Annotated in this window: 17 protein-coding genes and 2 tRNA genes; 17 read left to right on the top strand and 2 right to left on the bottom strand. The window is 37.5% G+C overall.

Annotated features, from left to right (window positions below; translation table 11 throughout):
• The first annotated feature begins 92 nt into the window (after nucleotides 1-92).
• From R8923_RS11710 to proC, 6 genes are all read left to right on the top strand, one after another.
• A tRNA-Thr gene (locus tag R8923_RS11710) sits at nucleotides 93-165 on the top strand.
• A 24-nt stretch (nucleotides 166-189) separates the two neighbouring features.
• Nucleotides 190-262: transfer RNA gene (locus R8923_RS11705), tRNA-Thr, on the top strand.
• A 130-nt stretch (nucleotides 263-392) separates the two neighbouring features.
• Complete coding sequence (locus R8923_RS11700; RefSeq protein WP_485872934.1) at nucleotides 393-1,283, top strand: TetR/AcrR family transcriptional regulator; 891 nt, start codon at nucleotides 393-395, stop codon at nucleotides 1,281-1,283.
• Between the two features lie 101 nt (nucleotides 1,284-1,384).
• Entirely contained in the window at nucleotides 1,385-2,878 is a 1,494-nt protein-coding gene (locus tag R8923_RS11695) for an MDR family MFS transporter (protein WP_485872933.1), read from the top strand.
• Between the two features lie 122 nt (nucleotides 2,879-3,000).
• Nucleotides 3,001-3,423, top strand: a complete 423-nt coding sequence (locus tag R8923_RS11690; protein WP_485872932.1) for a GNAT family N-acetyltransferase — start codon at nucleotides 3,001-3,003, stop codon at nucleotides 3,421-3,423.
• A gap of 1 nt (nucleotide 3,424) precedes the next feature.
• On the top strand, nucleotides 3,425-4,225 hold the full coding sequence (gene proC, locus R8923_RS11685) for a pyrroline-5-carboxylate reductase (RefSeq protein WP_485872931.1): 801 nt from the start codon (nucleotides 3,425-3,427) through the stop codon (nucleotides 4,223-4,225).
• 1,394 nt (nucleotides 4,226-5,619) lie between these two features.
• Here the strand turns inward: proC and R8923_RS11680 are convergent.
• Nucleotides 5,620-6,084 carry a hypothetical protein gene (locus R8923_RS11680; protein WP_485872930.1) on the bottom strand — a complete coding sequence of 155 codons (465 nt, stop codon included), beginning with the start codon at nucleotides 6,082-6,084 and terminating at the stop codon, nucleotides 5,620-5,622.
• Between the two features lie 76 nt (nucleotides 6,085-6,160).
• On the opposite strand from R8923_RS11680, the gene R8923_RS11675 reads away from it, so the two are divergent.
• The 6 genes from R8923_RS11675 (at nucleotide 6,161) to R8923_RS11650 (ending at nucleotide 12,661) form a co-directional block, all read left to right on the top strand.
• A complete protein-coding gene (locus tag R8923_RS11675) occupies nucleotides 6,161-6,763 on the top strand; it encodes a helix-turn-helix domain-containing protein (RefSeq protein WP_485872929.1) in 603 nt (200 codons plus the stop codon).
• 468 nt (nucleotides 6,764-7,231) lie between these two features.
• Nucleotides 7,232-7,588 carry a hypothetical protein gene (locus R8923_RS11670; RefSeq protein WP_485872928.1) on the top strand — a complete coding sequence of 119 codons (357 nt, stop codon included), beginning with the start codon at nucleotides 7,232-7,234 and terminating at the stop codon, nucleotides 7,586-7,588.
• Nucleotides 7,589-7,679: 91 nt separating this feature from the next.
• A complete protein-coding gene (locus R8923_RS11665) occupies nucleotides 7,680-9,209 on the top strand; it encodes a Ppx/GppA phosphatase family protein (RefSeq protein WP_485872927.1) in 1,530 nt (509 codons plus the stop codon).
• Nucleotides 9,206-11,329 (top strand): RNA degradosome polyphosphate kinase, encoded by a 2,124-nt coding sequence (locus tag R8923_RS11660; protein ID WP_485872926.1) that lies wholly within the window; start codon nucleotides 9,206-9,208, stop codon nucleotides 11,327-11,329. The genes R8923_RS11665 and R8923_RS11660 overlap by 4 nt, the downstream gene beginning before the upstream one ends.
• A 2-nt stretch (nucleotides 11,330-11,331) precedes the next feature.
• Nucleotides 11,332-12,276 carry a Ppx/GppA phosphatase family protein gene (locus R8923_RS11655; protein ID WP_485872925.1) on the top strand — a complete coding sequence of 315 codons (945 nt, stop codon included), beginning with the start codon at nucleotides 11,332-11,334 and terminating at the stop codon, nucleotides 12,274-12,276.
• 97 nt (nucleotides 12,277-12,373) lie between these two features.
• The gene (locus R8923_RS11650; protein WP_485872924.1) at nucleotides 12,374-12,661 is read left to right on the top strand and encodes a hypothetical protein; all 288 of its coding nucleotides are present in this window, start codon (nucleotides 12,374-12,376) and stop codon (nucleotides 12,659-12,661) included.
• Between the two features lie 79 nt (nucleotides 12,662-12,740).
• Here R8923_RS11650 and R8923_RS11645 read toward each other — a convergent pair whose 3' ends face one another.
• Nucleotides 12,741-12,974: a hypothetical protein gene (locus R8923_RS11645; protein ID WP_485872923.1), complete on the bottom strand. Its 234-nt coding sequence runs from the start codon at nucleotides 12,972-12,974 to the stop codon at nucleotides 12,741-12,743.
• 239 nt (nucleotides 12,975-13,213) lie between these two features.
• Between R8923_RS11645 and R8923_RS11640 the strand changes: the two genes are divergently transcribed.
• The 5 genes from R8923_RS11640 to R8923_RS11620 are packed head-to-tail and all read left to right on the top strand — an operon-like array spanning nucleotide 13,214 to nucleotide 16,482.
• Nucleotides 13,214-13,963 (top strand): GntR family transcriptional regulator, encoded by a 750-nt coding sequence (locus R8923_RS11640; RefSeq protein ID WP_485872922.1) that lies wholly within the window; start codon nucleotides 13,214-13,216, stop codon nucleotides 13,961-13,963.
• Nucleotides 13,964-13,975: 12 nt separating this feature from the next.
• Nucleotides 13,976-14,377: a PTS sugar transporter subunit IIA gene (locus R8923_RS11635; protein ID WP_485872921.1), complete on the top strand. Its 402-nt coding sequence runs from the start codon at nucleotides 13,976-13,978 to the stop codon at nucleotides 14,375-14,377.
• Complete coding sequence (locus R8923_RS11630) at nucleotides 14,374-14,862, top strand: PTS sugar transporter subunit IIB (RefSeq protein ID WP_485872920.1); 489 nt, start codon at nucleotides 14,374-14,376, stop codon at nucleotides 14,860-14,862. The genes R8923_RS11635 and R8923_RS11630 overlap by 4 nt, the downstream gene beginning before the upstream one ends.
• 14 nt (nucleotides 14,863-14,876) lie before the next feature.
• A complete protein-coding gene (locus tag R8923_RS11625; protein ID WP_485872919.1) occupies nucleotides 14,877-15,680 on the top strand; it encodes a PTS mannose/fructose/sorbose/N-acetylgalactosamine transporter subunit IIC in 804 nt (267 codons plus the stop codon).
• A complete protein-coding gene (locus R8923_RS11620) occupies nucleotides 15,655-16,482 on the top strand; it encodes a PTS system mannose/fructose/sorbose family transporter subunit IID (protein ID WP_485872918.1) in 828 nt (275 codons plus the stop codon). The genes R8923_RS11625 and R8923_RS11620 overlap by 26 nt, the downstream gene beginning before the upstream one ends.
• The last annotated feature ends 13 nt before the right edge of the window (nucleotides 16,483-16,495 follow it).

The following is a 16,495-nucleotide window of genomic DNA, read 5'->3' as shown; positions in this document are numbered from 1 at the left end:
CAGTAGCTCAGTGGTAGAGCAATCGGCTGTTAACCGATCGGTCGTAGGTTCGAGTCCTACCTGTGGAGCCATTTTTTTGTGCATTTTTAGTTGCCGCTTTAGCTCAGTTGGTAGAGCGCTTCCATGGTAAGGAAGAGGTCGCCGGTTCAAACCCGGCAAGTGGCTTCTTGGATATTCATTACCTCATAGGCCGGCTTAGCTCAGTTGGTAGAGCAACTGATTTGTAATCAGTAGGTCGCGAGTTCGACTCTTGCAGCCGGCATCAGAATTACATCTAAATGGTTAAAACCTTACAGCGACTAGTAAGGTTTTTTTGTTTATGATAAAGATAGATTGAACTTGCTATGTTTTTTTATTATACTAGTAGTATAAATTTTAAGGGAGTTGAGATTTTGAAAGATAAGAAGCGGCAAATCATAACAGAAGCAAAAAAAATTTTTCGAAAAAAAGGATATTTATTAACTTCTGTGGCAGATATTGTTGAGGCGAGTGGAATTTCAAAAGGGACTTTCTATAATTATTTTACTTCTAAAGAAGAACTGGCTATTGTTATTTTTAAACAAGAGTATTCTGTTCTTTATCAGAAGCTGGACCGGGCGATGGGAGACCAGGCGAAGGGATTGAAGGCGAACTTTGCGGATTGTGTGGAGCTTTTGATTACTTTTCATACGAAGAATGCAGAAATTTTGAACATTAGTTTTTCACAGGCGATGATTGATGATGATTTTAATCAGTTCTTAACGAGCGTTCGGGTGAGAAGTTTGGAATGGATTAAAAATCAGATTTTACTTGTGTATGGTGAGGATACTAGACCTTATGTAAATGATTTGACGATGCTACTTGCTGGGATGACATTCATGTTTGTGTTTGCGACTTCTAAGACGGAGGAGAAGGAACGACGGATACAGGGTGTTGTGAAGTATGTGCTGAACCGGATGGATGCAGTTGTTAGGGATTTGAAGGAAACAGCGGATATTTTGATTACAGAGCAAGATGTAGCGTGTTTTATTCCTAGCCATTTAGATTTAAAGAAGCGCAGAATGGTAGAACTTCGGAAAACAATTGATCAGCTGTTAGGGAAAATTGAAAAGCAGGATGTGGCGGAGTCGGATAAGTGGCAATATAAGGAGTCGCTAAATGCACTTCTTTCGGAAATTAATAATCGTGAAACACCAAGAGACTTTATGGTTCAAGGCGCACTGCTTTATTTGAAACAGCAGGCACCAAAAGCTTTAGATAGAGAAATTCAGGTCCTCGAGATGCAAATTAATTCACTTTTATAAAAAAAGTGTACGGATTGGTCATTTTTTATTGACTTATAGGTTTTATTAGATTATACTACTCTTATTCATTTGGAAAACGAGTGATGGAAGGGGTATTATAATTGAATACAATTGCAGCGGAAAAACCTGTAGATGTACATGGAAAACCGTTTAGTCGAAATCTTCTTGTGGTGACGATGATAATTGGTGCGTTTGTTGCGGTACTTAACCAAACGTTACTAGCTACAGCGCTACCGATGATTATGAAAGATTTTGATATTACGGCGGCTACAGGACAGTGGCTTACAACAGCCTTTTTACTTACAAATGGGATTATGATTCCTATTACAGCTCTTTTAATTGAAAAAATCAGTTCAAAAGTTTTATTTATTACGGCGATGGTTGTTTTCACAATCGGGACTGTTATTGCGGCACTGGCTGGTTCATTTCCAGTTTTATTGACTGGGCGTATTGTTCAGGCGGCTGGTGCAGGTATTATGATGCCGTTATTACAAACTATTTTCTTACTTATTTTCCCTCGTGAAAAAAGAGGGGTTGCAATGGGGGTTATGGGTCTAGTTATTGCTTTTGCACCTGCAATTGGACCGACCTTATCTGGTTGGATTGTAGATTCATACGATTGGCGCGTACTGTTTTGGATATTAGTTCCAATTGCCGTGTTCGATATTATTCTAGCTTTTTTCGGTATGAAAAAAGTGGTTACGCTAAAAGATACGCGTATTGATGTTTTATCTATCATTTTATCCACAGTCGGGTTTGGTTCTTTGCTTTACGGGTTTAGTGCTGCTGGAAATGATGGTTGGTCGGATTTAACGGTGATTACGACACTTATTGTGGGTGTAGTGGTAATTTTCCTATTTGTTTTCCGTCAACTAAAAATTGAAAATCCGATTCTTGAATTTCGGGTATTCCGTTATCCAATGTTCTCGCTATCTGTTGTGTTAGGTTCAATTGTTACGATGGCAATGATTGGGGCAGAAATTGTGTTACCGCTCTATATTCAAAATATTCGCGGGGAATCGGCGCTTCAATCTGGACTGCTTCTGTTACCGGGAGCGCTTGTAATGGGCGTTATGAGCCCAATTACAGGGATTATTTTTGATAAAATTGGTGCGAGGTTATTAGCAATTACGGGGCTTACGATTTTGACAGCCGGAACGATTCCGTTTATTTTCTTAACAGCTGATACGCCACTTTGGTATATCATGCTATTTTACGCGATTCGTTTCCTAGGGATTTCTATGGTGATGATGCCTGTCAGCACGGCGGGTATGAATTCATTACCAAATGAATTGATTAACCATGGTTCGGCTGTAAATAATACGATTCGCCAAATTGCGGGATCAATTGGAACGGCAGTGCTTATTACTGTGCTTACGAATGTAACTAAAAACGATATGCCAGGAAAAGAACTCATGGCAACCAATCCGCAAGATTTTGCTCAAAAAGCATTAGATGCGAGTTTAAATGGTATGACGGCAGCATTTTTAGTGGCAGTTATCTTCTCAGTACTCGGCATGATTTTAAGTTTCTTTATTAAAGATCGTCCAAAAAATCCTGTTGTTAAAAAATATGAAAATGAAACTAATTCTTAATTAGGCTTGCTTGAAAATCCCGTTCCAGTCATGGAACGGGATTTTTCAAAAAAACGAATCATATTTTCATTGTTCAATGATGCAACTGATGGTATAGTTTAAAGGAATGTGAGGTGGCATTTTTGAAAATTCGTGATATGGAAGAAGCTGACTTAATAGCGCTTCGGGTGCTATACAACGATGTTCGTAGCAAGGAATTTAATTGGGAGAAGCAGGAGCAGATTTCTGAAATGGACTTTGACCGGGATACAAACGGAGAGCGCGTGCTCGTTTTGGATGAAATGGGTGAGGTTTTAGGATTTGTCGGGATTTATGAGCCAGAGAATTTTATTCACCATTTGTATGTAAATCAAAATGCGAGGGGCGCTGGGGTTGGACGGCAATTACTTCAGGCAGCGCTCGCTACTTCGCATGATGCCTTTACTTTAAAGTGTGTGGCAGAAAATGAAAAAGCGTTTCTTTTTTACAAAAAAATGGGTTTTAAGAAGGTCTCGGAAGGTTTTTCAGAAGATGGTCGTTATTTTGTGCTAGAAGGGAGATTTTAGGATGAAAGTTGGATTTATTGGAGTTGGTCATATGTCTTCAGCAATTATTCGCGGGCTAGTGCGGGAAATGCGAGCGGAAGATATTTTTGTTTACAACCGGACAGAGTCAAAAGCAGAATTGTTTGCTTCAGAAACAGGCGTTCAAATGAAACGAACGGCGGAAGACTTAATTCGTGCGGTGGATGTAGTTGTTCTAGCGGTTAAGCCTTATGTTTTTGAATTTATGTTACCAGATTTAAAAGCGATTCTGGCCGAGAAAAAGCCTCTTTTCATTTCAATTGCAGCAGGCATTAATCTCGCAACACTTGCGGAAATGGCAGGTTCTGATTTGAAAATTATGCGCGTCATGCCAAATGTGAACGCGACAATCGGGGAGTCCATGACGGGTGTTTGCGGAAATGCACTTACAACGGATGAAGATCAAAAAGCGGTTGAAACTATTTTTTCTGCAGTTGGTGAAGTAGCTTTTATCGAAGAAAAGAATTTCAGTGCTTTTACAGCGATTGCGGGTAGTTCTCCGGCGTTTATCTACATCTTCATTGATTCGCTTGCAAGGGCTGGGGTTAAAGCTGGATTAGCGAAAAAAGAGGCGCTTCGTGTGGCGTCACAGGCCGTGCTTGGTAGCTCCAAAATGATTTTGGAAAGTGGTCTTCATCCTTATGAATTGGTGGATCAAGTTTGTTCGCCTGGTGGGACAACAATTGCCGGAGTGAGTAGCTTGATGGATGAGGCGTTCGTTGCCACTGTCATGCACAGCGTTGAGGCAACCATAAATCGGGAAAGAGAAATAACGAAAAAGTAAATGTTCATTTTTTTTTCATAATTTTTACATACTCTTGTAAAAAGCGAGTTGTAAGATATAGTTACAAGCTAAACATACACTCTTTTTCATAAGGTGTGACTCTCCCTTTGAAAACCAATGCGGTTTCCCTTTTTCTTCCGCATTGGTTTTCTTTTATTTCGGGTATTTATAGATTCAACTAACGAGCTAGTTTTCCCAATTTAGTTGGTTGAAATGGCTATGATAAATTTAAAAACACCCATTCAAGTGTGTTTTCAGTTTGATGTAAATTACTTCTTTCTTTTTTTATCTATTTTGTTTAGCAAATACAAAAGTCCACTTAATAATAATTCTGCAAAATAGTGGAAAAAAGTAATTAAAAATATACCTACTAAATTCGCTTTTATACCTGGACTAATTGTGATGAATATTGGTATCCAGAAGAAATAAGGCTACGTATTTAAAACAAATATTCCGCCTATTTTTTACAAACATTCTTTTTTTAACATTGATTTAAAAAATCCAAGCACTATTATGCCTAAAATACAAAATAAAATAATAAATCTCATTCTATCAAAAGTGTTACTTATAAAATAGGTTATACCCGAACTATGATTCAAGAAATACACGAAGAGATAATATATTAAAACGAGTGGAGCAAGTGCTGCAATTAATAGCAAAAACATTACAATTGTTGTAAAAATAACATTTCATATTTTTCTCACAATGTTCACCATTCCTCTATACAGTAGCATACACACAATATCTGTTGGACTTAAGAATTGCCACGCTTTTTTTATTTTATATCATACGATAAAAACATATAGAGTTATTAATGAAATTGTGAAAAATCAAACTAAATTTTCATAAAGGTCACAATTTATCCATGTCTATTCTTTTAACAGAATGCTACAATGATAGTAGGGTGAAATCTTAGCTAGGTTTTTGGTAGTTCGCTTACTATGATTTGTTAAGAAGGAATTTTAATATTATAAGTTCATTTTATCAGTTGCAATCATTATATCAGTGATATTTTTTAGTTTTAAAATTAATAAAAAATAGATAATCTTGTCAAAAGTGGTGTGGCTAGTTCTGGATATAAAAATATTCACATTTATTGCTTGGTTTAAATCGAGAAAAATAGTAACAGCTTAGATATTTTTTGAAAATTATTATACGTGGACAATCTAATCATGCTACAATAATATAAAAAGGAGGTATATTATGATTCAAAACTTAGTTTTAGCTTTTATATTGACAATTTTCGCGGTGGTATTAAACTACATGTTAGGTAACGTAGGGAATGTTTGGGTGTTTTCAATTTCGTTTTTTTGCGCTTCTTTTCTCGGTTTTAGTATATTTGAACTTATTAAACAAAAAAAAAGAAAGAACTAAGACTCTTTCTTTATCTTAATTTAGTAAAGTGAAAAGCTTGGGTTTCCTGATCTTGCCCAAATGTAACCAAAACCATTCATATAACCATATTGATATTTCTGTGTAATTTTAATTCCTTTTGCTTTCCCTGCATGAATCTTTTTAAGATATCCTTGAAGCTTTACTTTCTCCTTTTTAGCTCCTGCATTTACAATTGCAATGGTGGCAGAAACAGCTGCCCCAAGGATTCCTTTTCCTAGCACTGACTTCACTGCTGTGCCTGCTGAAGCGCCTAGACCACTAGCAAGTGGACCGGTGATTGCCGCTAGGTTTGTTTTATTTCCAATTAACTTTTTGATTTTTGCCTTTGAATAAGTTGTTGTTACTGTTTTTGTTTTATCCCAGTTCGCCGCGCTTGCCGTACTAGAATTCAAATTCATTGACAGCGGCGAAAACCCTAATCCAACAACCAATACTGTTATAAACAATACTTTTTTTATATCCATCTTAAAACCTCCTTTTTTGATATTTTGAATATAGCACAAGTTTTCAGCAAACAAAAAATGCTTCTCGCAACGAAATTTGTCTAATGGTATATGTTCGCAAAGTTTAATTAGTCGGTTTGAAGCAGGGAAAGAAATTCCTAATATTTTAGTTTTAAAAAAATTGTGCGAAAAATTAGAAATAAAACTAGATACATTGTTTTTTGACAACTGTGCTCTTGCTGTAGAAATAGAGGAGTTACTTTTTATTAACTATCTTCAAAGGAATTACTTAACAATAGAAAAAATTATAGAAAAACAATATCGTTCAGTTAATCTGATGGAAAGAGAATTTTATTCAGGAATAACACTTTTCCACAACTGCAAAAATTATAAAAGTTCTATACAAAGGTTAGAATATTTGTTAGAAAAGATTGAGATTCATAAATTAGGTGGATTAGATTATAATGAAATTGAACCGTTTGTGTACAGTTATATAGGTCTAAATTATTTGTTCATGGGAAAGTTAAATATTGCAGAAAAATATTTATATAGAGGCTTAGAAAGGTTAAATTATCAATCACTTTATAAATGGGAAAAGGTGAAGAGTGAAATTTTTTTTCACGTCGGATTATTAGAAATTGAAAAAAAAATCTGGATAAAGCGAAACAACATTTTACAAATACAAAAGATTTTTGTTTAATAAATGGATATTTACATTATTTTGATGAAGCACAAAAAATGTTAACATATCTTAAATAATTCTCATTTCTAATCTAAGAGAAAATCATGATTCACTAGGTTGAATTTTAAGAATCACAAATTGCCACTCAAGTTGAGTAAAATCTGAAAAATGTTAAAAAATCACAATCTATCCGCATCTATTCAACTAATGGAATGTTATATGAGTAGTAGTTAAAATCCTATACAGGTAATATTCTCGTTTTTCAATCTATTTGAAATTCCGTTCTAGTACCTTAGTGAATACGGGTTATTTTTTTATTTACCGATGAACTTTACAAGCTAATCACACACTCTTTTTCATAAGTGTGACTCTCCCTTTGAAAACCAATGCGGTTTCCTTTTTCTTCCGCATTGGTTTTCTTTTATGTTTAAAAATGTTAAATTTGTATATACATGAAATGGATGTCTTTTTAAAGAGGGATATGTGATGATGAAAAAAATAACAGGTATTTTGTTAATCGTAGTAGCAATTTTTGGCGCTATAAATGAAGTAGAGAATCGCGGAATATATTTGCCGAGTGAAAATTTATTTGAGTTCTCTGGCTTTTTGACAGAAATTGCAGGCTGGATTAATTCGACTTTACTCCTTATCATTGGTATTATTTTCATATTTAACAAAAGAAACCACTCATTTTTAATGTTCCTATCGCTGTTTCTAGCCGTATTTTCAGCAATTATGGGATTTGTTTTCGCAAGCACCTACACGGACTTTCATATCCGTCCATTTGCGAGTGTCTTCGCGCTCATCATTGGGCTATTTTATTATACGAAGTGGAATGACTAATAGAAGCGTTAAGGCTTCTTTTTTTTATGGAAAAAGGGTTAGGCTTTCTTACAAATGGATATATAGATAGAAACATAGGAGGTGAGTATTTGTGGGAACAAATTGGTTCGCAGGCATCACAGTCGGTTCGCAAAATGTTATTTTAAAAATCATGGACGTGCGGAAACAAACCGTTTTAGAGTATATAAAAGCAGAAGTTTCCATTGGAACGGACATTTTTAACGGCAAGAAAATTGAACTTGAAACGGTGGAAGCTACATCTATTGCACTTTCTGGGTTTGTTAATACTATGCGTGAATACGGGATTCAAGATAGCCGAGTGGTGGCGGTTTCGGCAATTCAAGAAGCATCGAATGCGGAATATGTAAAGGAACAAATTCGCCTTCGGACGGGACTTGAGTTGGAATGGCTATCCAATTCGGAGGAGCGATTTTTACATAGTCAGGCAGCAGCAAACGGGACGAAAAATTTTAATGAGCTAATTCAGGAAGGCACAATGCTCATTGATATTGGTACGGGAAGTATTCAACTTACAGTTTACGATGAAGGGGATTTTATGTTTTCGCGAAATATTAAACTTGGTCCTTTGCGTGTTCGGGAACTTTTAGCAAAATTAAAGGAGCGAACAAGCAATTTTGCAGATTTACTTGAAGATTTTATTTTTAGTAAAATTCGCGACTATGCGCAATTTGCACCGAAAGATGTGGCGTACAAGCATTTCATTTTGATTGGCACCGATTTGCTTTTTTTTAAAAGGGCATTTTTAGAGAAGTCGGAAGATAAAATTTCTGAAGCCTATTTTGCAGCGCTTTATGCGCATATACTGGAAACGCCGGAAAAAGTTTTAGCCAAAAAATATGAACTTTCGTTTGATTCAGTTTCGCAGTTACTTCCGTCTGCGATGCTACTTAAAGAGCTTCTAAAAGTAACGCATGCCTCTGAGATTTTGCTTTCTGATGCGGAGCTTGTGGACGGGATTTTGGTGGAGGAGATGATTCGGCAAAAAAAGTTAACGCTATCCCATGATTTTTCAAAAGACATTGTGACGTCCGCGCGAAATATTGCAGTTCGTTATAAGACGGACCGAAAGCACGCGGAAGCGGTGGAAAAGTTTGCCCTACATCTTTTTGATCAATTAAAACCGATTCATGGTCTCGCAAAACGGGAACGATTATTGCTCCAGATCGCAGCGATTTTGCAAGATATTGGTAGTTATATTGATATGAATAATCATTATGCACATTCTGAATATATAATTTTAGCGACGGAAATTCTTGGCTTATCTGTTGAGGAGCTTCAAATGGTTGGGGCAATTGCACGATATCACAGCACGGAAACACCGTCGCTCAATTTACATCATTTTGAAAAATTACCGATTGAAAGTCGGCTTTTGACAGCAAAGTTGACGGCAATTTTGCGGCTAGCTGATTCTTTAGATGATAGTCATCAACAAAAAGTGACGAAAATCTCGATTTCTTTAAAAAAGGAGCACGTTTTAATTTCTGTGTGGGCAGATGACGATTTAATGCTTGAAAAATGGACTTTTAATGAAAAAGCCGGTTTTTTTGAAGAAGTGTATGGCATAAAAGCGCATTTGAAAGAAAAGGGTGGGCAAAAATGAGCGAAGATAAAGTGAATTTCATTAATCGGGAACAGAGCTGGCTTGCTTTTAACGACCGTGTTTTAGAAGAGGCACGAGATAAAAACAATCCACTGCTTGAACGAATTAAATTTTTAGCCATTACAGCAAGCAATCTGGACGAATTTTTCATGGTACGCGTAGCCAGTTTGAAGAAAATGGTTTCTGTTGGCTTTGAAGAGCGGGATGCGGCAATGCTTACGCCAAAAGAGCAGCTAAGAGAAATTACCGAAGTGACACATAAAATGGTAGATAAACAGTACCGAACTTGGAATCGGACGCTAAATAAACGATTACAAGAAAAACAAATTCGCTTGTTAAAGATGGAACAGCTTTCGGAACGGGCGCGAACTTTCGTACATCATTTTTTTGAACAAGAGGTTTATCCAGTCGTCACCCCAATGGCTGTTGATTCATCAAGACCGTTTCCACTTATCGTAAACACAAGCATTAATATCGCAGTTTTCATTCACAAAGAAGGTAATCCGAAAAAGAAAGAATTTGCGACAGTTCAAGTGCCAACCATTTTCCCGCGACTAGTTAAACTCCCCTCCGCAGAAGGCGAACACGATTTTATTTTGCTCGAGGAGATCCTCATCCAGTATCTAAACCGCTTTTTTGTCGGCTATGAAATAAAAGAAACCGCGTGTTACCGCGTGATGCGCAATATGGATATGGATGTGGCTGAAAAAGATACATCTGATTTGCTAAAAGAAATTGAAGAGCAACTTAAAAAGCGTGAACGTAGCAACGTCATTCGCCTAGAGGTTGACGCGAATATTAGTAAACATTTAAACAAAAGATTAATAAAAGCTCTAAAAGTTAGTGACGATGATATTTATTTGATTAAAGGGCCGCTTGATTTGACGTTTTTGAATAAGATGGCGAGTGCCGTTAATGACGAGAAGCTTCTTTTTGAGCCTTTTAAACCATACATGGAAAGCGATTTAGTGCAAGCGGATTTGTTTGCAAAAATTAAGGAGCGAGATTACTTTTTTCATCATCCGTATGATTCCTTTGAGCCCGTAATTGAATTTGTGCGGCAAGCGTCGGTTGATGAGGCAGTTTTGGCGATTAAAATGACGCTTTACCGAGTATCAGGTGATTCGCCAATTATAAAATATTTAGGGGAAGCAGCCGAAAATGGCAAGCAAGTAACGGTTCTTGTAGAGGTTAAAGCGCGTTTTGATGAGGAAAATAATATTCACTGGGCGCAGGAGCTTGAAAAGGCAGGCTGCCATGTGATTTATGGACTTGTTGGGCTGAAAACACATTGTAAATTGACGCTTGTTGTGCGGCGGGAAGAAGAGGGAATCAGACGTTATATGCACATGGGAACGGGGAATTATAATGATTTGACAGCAAAATTTTACACGGATATGGGGATTTTAACAGCTAATGCTGAAATGGGCATTGATGCTACAAATATTTTTAATATGCTATCAGGCTATTCTGAACCACCCTTTTTTTACGAACTTGTGATTGCGCCGCTCTGGTTACGCGACACGCTTCTTGATTTGATTCAGCGCGAAATAAAAGCGGTCGAACAAGGAAAACCCGGCTTTATTCAGATGAAAATGAACTCTTTATCTGATTCGGAAATGATTGAAGCGCTTTATAAAGCGTCTTCTGCGGGCGTTAAAATAAAGCTAATTGTGCGCGGAATTTGTTGCTTGAAGCCTGGAGTGCCAGGTTTAAGTGAAAATATTGAGGTGCACTCAATTGTAGGGCGTTTTTTAGAACATAGTCGGATTTATCATTTTGGCGCATCAGGGGATGATTTGCTTTACTTATCGAGTGCCGATTTAATGCATCGAAATTTAAATAGACGAGTAGAATTAATGTTTCCAATTCGCGACGAAGGCATTCGAGAGCAAATTAAGCTTGAGTTTACGGAAATGTTTCATGATAATGTGAAAACTCGAAAGTTACTTGCAGATGGTTCTTATCAAAGTTTAGATAAGCGTGGTCGCCCACCTTTTAACGTTCAAGAATTGCTCATGCATCAGGCGACAAAGAAGAAAATGCAAAAACGAGCTAGTAAAAATATGCAAGCACGAATATTTGAGCCTATAGTTGGGCATGAAAATGAGGAGGAATAGGTATGGAACACTTTGGTGTAATTGACTTAGGTTCAAACTCAGTACGAATGACCATCACAAAAATAAATGATGATGCGACTTTTGAGGTTGTTTGCCAAGAAAAGGAAATGGTTCGGTTATCGGAGAAAATGGGAGAGGAAAAAATTCTTCGTGACAGTGCGGTAAAACGAACGATTACGGCGCTAAAAAGTTTTGAGAAAAAAAGTCGTGAGTTTGATTCATTAACACTTCGCGCACTTGCGACGGCAGCAACACGTCAGGCGGCAAATCAGAAGAAGTTTTTAGAGCGTGTCAAAAAGGAGGCAAACATTGAATTAGAAGTGATTGCAGGGTCTAAAGAGGCTTATTATGACTATTTGGGGATTATACACACGCTTCCGGTAACCAATTGTGTGATTATTGATACGGGCGGTGGTAGCACGGAGCTCGTTTTAGTTCAAAATGGTCGGGCGGTTAGTCTCATTAGCTTGCCATACGGGGCTGTCAATTTGAGCGAGCGATTTACGCAAAAAGATGTTATTTCGGCTGGTGATTTATTTGAACTCATGACATTCATGGATAAACTATACACGGGTGTCTGGTGGCTTCGCCGCGGACATAATTTGCCCATTGTTGCACTTGGTGGGAGTAATCGGACCATCGCGAAAATCGAACGGCGACGGCGCGAAATTTTAGATTTTGAGAACTTGCACGGGTTTAAAATGCGCGACTTTGAAGTGTACGATATATTCAAAGAGGTGGTATCACAAAACTTAAAAGGTCGCGGAGATATTGGCGGACTTTCTCGCGACCGAGCTGATATTATCGCGGCTGGAATGGCACCACTTATTGCGCTAATGCGCTTTTTGGATTCTGACCGCCTCGTTTTCTCGCAGTATGGCCTGCGCGAAGGCGCTTTTTATGAACATTTTTTCGACTTGCAACAAAAAGGGTTGCTTGAATTGTAAAGAATTTTACTTCCAGATTACTTTTTATATCAAAACGAAAGATTCCAAAAAATCTGTGCTATACTACGGATAAATAAAAGTAAAGGAGAGAAGTCTATTGCCACTTTTCGATAGTTTGAAAAATCTAGCTGGTGACAAAGTAAATGAACTCCTTGGAGGAAGTGCTGAGAAAGTTTCTGACGTTGCTTCAAATGCCGAAGAAACCGCACAAAATGCATCTGAAACAGCCGCGGAAATGATTCAAAACGCAACCGACCAATTGAATCCCGAAGAGATAACCCAAAATGTAACCGAGCCAGTAAACAACGTTGTTGATCAAGTGACTGAACAATTAGGGGGCGCCGGGGAATTGCTCGATTCGATTAAAAATGTATTTGGTAAATAAGAAATTTTAATCGTTGATAAAAAAATAAAAATCGAGAAGTGTTTGCCTTTTAGGCGATACTTCTCGATTTTTTATGTATTTAGTTACTGAAAAATGTAATAAAACCAATGATAAGAGAAATTGTAGCAAGAATTGAAAAAATGATGCTAATGATAGATAAAATATATGTTACTTTAATCATACTTGTAGTTTCCACACGCATAGCATTGCGGCTAATGAAATAGGTGGGTATTGAAATGAGAAATCCAAAAGGAATAAAAAATGAAAGAATCGAAAAACATAATGCCCATAAATTTTTTGTAGATTGTGTCATCGTTGCCTCCTATACTTTTCTGTATTTAAAACCAGTTTATCTATTCTTTTTTTATTTTGCAAGGTAATAAAAAAGAAGAAAGCGCTTGCAGATAAAAATAAAACATGTTATATTAAAAACAACTTAACGTGTTAACTGGTTATAATGATAAGTTATCTCTTCGTTTACATCCCATCAGCTTCATGATACGATAAATTTAACGTGTTAACGTATTAGATAGAAAAGAAGGGATGGAAACGATGGCAGAACCTAAGTATATGGTGATTATTAGAGATCTCAAGCAACAAATTAAAGAGGGTGTTTTCCAACCAGGTGAAAAAATTTATTCAGAAGGTGAGTTGAAAAAGAAATACGGCGTCAGTAATACGACAGTTGTCCGAGCGCTTCAAGAGTTAGTACGGGCGGGCCTTTTAACGCGCTTTCAAGGCAAAGGTACATTTGTTAGCAAATCGGTTCAAAATAAAGAGGTGTTGTTCAATGAATATAATTCATTTCCCAATTATAAAGACACCAATTTTATCCGTGATAAAAAAATGCATGAGGAGTTTACAAAAGTCATTTCAATTGAAGAAATAACAGATGCTAGAGTAGCTGAGAAGTTGCAAATTCAACCAGAAAATCGTATTGTTCATTTTAAACGCGTCAGAATGTTTGGGAATACTCCATGGGCGATTCAAAATAACTATATTGCAAAAAGCAATTTGCTAAATATAGATTTTACTGATTTAGATCGCTTTTCGACCTTGTCAGAAGAGCTAAAGAAATTATATGGTTTTGATATTTTAAACGAGGCGATGAAAGAGAAAATCCAAATTGAGTTTCCTATTTCAAATTCTGAAGTAGCAGAGCTTTTAGGCGTGCCCGTTAAAAGTCCTGTATATCGCATGGAAAGATTTACGTATATTCCAGAAAACCAGCCTTTTGAGTATGTTGAAAGTTTCGTGAAACACAATTTTTACTATGTTGAAATTCAAAAGAAAAAAGATTAGGAGTGTGATAAAATGACCTATATTTTAGCTGGTCATGGTCAGTATGCAGTGGCAATTAAACAAAGCTGTCAAATGATTACTGGCCAGACAGAGCTATTTCACGCAGTTTCATTTACGGAAGATATGAATGTGGAAAGTGTTGCGAAGGAATATCGCCTCGTTTGCAAGGAAAATAATGTAAGCGCTATTATTGTAGACTTTATTGGCGGAACGCCTGCAAATGCAGCGCTTATCGTTCAAGCGGAATTTCCAAACGTAGAAATTATTTCAGGATTATCGCTTAGTCTCGTGCTGCAACTTAGTTTAGGAGAAACGGCAAAGAGCGCAATACTTGGTGCGAAAGAAATGCTAACAATTATTCAGCCTAAAAACCAGTTTTTAATCCAAAGTGATGAGGGGGAAGAAGAGGAATGAGCTCAAATGGGATTATTCACGTACGTATTGATGAGCGTTTGATTCATGGGCAGGTTGCAACGATGTGGACCAACACGATAAAAGCGACACGAATTATGATTGTAGACGATAGCGTTGTAAAAAGTGATATTGAAAAAACAGCGTTAAAAACAGCAGTTCCAAGCGGTGTGAAACTAAGCATTTTAACAACGCAAGGTGCGATTAAAAATATTTTAGCAGATAAATACGCTGGACAAAAAGTTTTTTTAATCGCCAAGAGTCCGCGTGTTTTAAGGGACCTTGTGGACGGCGGAGTCACGCTCCCGCAAATCAATGTGGGAAATATGTCGACAAAAAAAGACAGCAAGCAGATTAAAAAGTCGGTAAGCGTAACGGAGAAAGATTTGGAAGATTTTGATTATTTTGTCAAAAAGGGGATTAAATTGACAGCGCAGATGGTTCCGAGTGAAGAAGCAGTCCCTTTTCAAAATTTACTCAAAAAATAAAAGGAGGGAGTTAGATGGATTTAGCGATTTGGCAAATTGTGTTACTTGTCATCCTTGCAGCACTAACGATTTTAGATGCGCTAACGCTTGTAATTGGATTGAACTTTCCAGTTATTACAGGAACTATTGCCGGCTTAATTATGGGTGATGTGACGTTAGGTCTTGCAATTGGTGCGACTTTACAACTTATGGTCTTAGGCGTTGGCACTTACGGCGGCGCATCAATTCCCGATTTCACAACTGGCGCGATAGTAGGAACAGTATTTGCGGTGCTTTCGGGTCAAGATGCGGAATTTGCAATTGGACTCGCAGTACCTGTAGGATTACTTATGGTGCAGCTTGATATTTTAGCTCGGTTTACAAATATATTTTTCTTACACCGAATTGATACGAATATTGATAAAGGGAACGTTGCAGCTGTGAAGCGAAATATCTTGTACGGGGCATTCCCGTGGGCGCTATCAAGAGCGCTGCCAGTTTTTATTATGATTACATTTGGGCAAGGCGTTGTTGATTTTATCCTAAACACGATGCCAGACTGGCTTATGGGTGGCTTAAAAGTGGCTGGTGGTATTTTACCAGTTGTCGGGATTGCGATATTACTGCGCTACTTGCCAACAAACAAATTTGTGGCTTACTTGATTATTGGTTTTGTGGCAACAGCCTATTTAAAAGTGCCAATGCTAGGCGTTGCTCTTATTGGAACAGCGCTTGCGATCATCTATTTTAAACAAAATTTCAATAAAAAAGAACCCGCATTAGCAGGAGAAGCAGGTTTAGTAGGAGAGGAGAATGAAGATGGCGAATACGAAGACTGAGTTCGAGTTTGATAAGGTTGTGACGAAAAAAGATCTGCTAGCGGCAAACGTCAGATGGCTCCTGTGTAGTCAAATCTGTTGGAACTACGAGCGAATGATGTCGACAGGCTACCTCTATTCGATTTTGCCAACACTTCGAAAGCTATATCCAAAAGATGACGAGCAAAAAGAAATGATGCATATGCATAATCAATTTTTTAACACAAACCCGATGGTTGGGGGTCTAATTTTAGGAATTGACATGGCCATTGAAGAACGCGAGAAAATGGCGTCGAAAGAAGTCGTGACGGGGATAAAAACCGGTCTGATGGGCCCGTTTGCTGGAGTTGGGGATACCATTTTTGGTGTCATTTTACCGACCATATTTGGTTCCATTGCAGCATACATGGGCTTACAAGGGAATGTGACAGGCGTCATTATTTGGATGATTGTCAATATCCTCGTTATCGGTGTGCGTTTTACACTTCTTCCACTTGGATATAGCCAAGGCGCAAAACTTGTTAATGAATTTGCGGATCGACTTAACGCGTTAACCGATGCGGCTATACTTCTCGGGGTAACTGTCGTGGGTGCTTTGATTCCGACAGTTATTCATGCGACGGTTCCGTACGTATATAAATCAGGAAAAGTCGAGCTGAAAATGCAAGAAATGTTAGATCAAATTATGCCAGCACTCGTTCCAGCTCTTCTCGTTGGGCTCATTTATATGTTGCTTGGCTATAAAAAAATGACCTCCACAAAAGCAATTTTACTTGTGATGGTTTTGGCGATTGTTTTATATAACTTAAAAATTCTTGGATAGAGGAAAGAGGAGA

The sequence above is a fragment of the Listeria tempestatis genome (genome assembly GCF_963575625.1).
Lineage (GTDB): Bacteria > Bacillota > Bacilli > Lactobacillales > Listeriaceae > Listeria > Listeria tempestatis.
The sequence above is the reverse complement of the archived record's forward strand: the minus strand, read 5'-3'. Positions and strand labels throughout refer to the sequence as shown.

Excerpts from the sequence above, each read along its gene's own strand:
- R8923_RS11655 (WP_485872925.1), top strand. The coding sequence starts at position 11,332 with ATGGAACACTTTGGTGTAATTGACTTAGGTTCAAACTCAGTACGAATG.
- R8923_RS11680 (WP_485872930.1), bottom strand. The coding sequence starts at position 6,084 with ATGGATATAAAAAAAGTATTGTTTATAACAGTATTGGTTGTTGGATTA.
- R8923_RS11625 (WP_485872919.1), top strand. The coding sequence starts at position 14,877 with ATGGATTTAGCGATTTGGCAAATTGTGTTACTTGTCATCCTTGCAGCA.
- R8923_RS11660 (WP_485872926.1), top strand. The coding sequence starts at position 9,206 with ATGAGCGAAGATAAAGTGAATTTCATTAATCGGGAACAGAGCTGGCTT.
- R8923_RS11635 (WP_485872921.1), top strand. The coding sequence starts at position 13,976 with ATGACCTATATTTTAGCTGGTCATGGTCAGTATGCAGTGGCAATTAAA.
- proC (WP_485872931.1), top strand. The coding sequence starts at position 3,425 with ATGAAAGTTGGATTTATTGGAGTTGGTCATATGTCTTCAGCAATTATT.
- R8923_RS11645 (WP_485872923.1), bottom strand. The coding sequence starts at position 12,974 with ATGACACAATCTACAAAAAATTTATGGGCATTATGTTTTTCGATTCTT.
- R8923_RS11620 (WP_485872918.1), top strand. The coding sequence starts at position 15,655 with ATGAAGATGGCGAATACGAAGACTGAGTTCGAGTTTGATAAGGTTGTG.
- R8923_RS11670 (WP_485872928.1), top strand. The coding sequence starts at position 7,232 with ATGATGAAAAAAATAACAGGTATTTTGTTAATCGTAGTAGCAATTTTT.
- R8923_RS11630 (WP_485872920.1), top strand. The coding sequence starts at position 14,374 with ATGAGCTCAAATGGGATTATTCACGTACGTATTGATGAGCGTTTGATT.
- R8923_RS11640 (WP_485872922.1), top strand. The coding sequence starts at position 13,214 with ATGGCAGAACCTAAGTATATGGTGATTATTAGAGATCTCAAGCAACAA.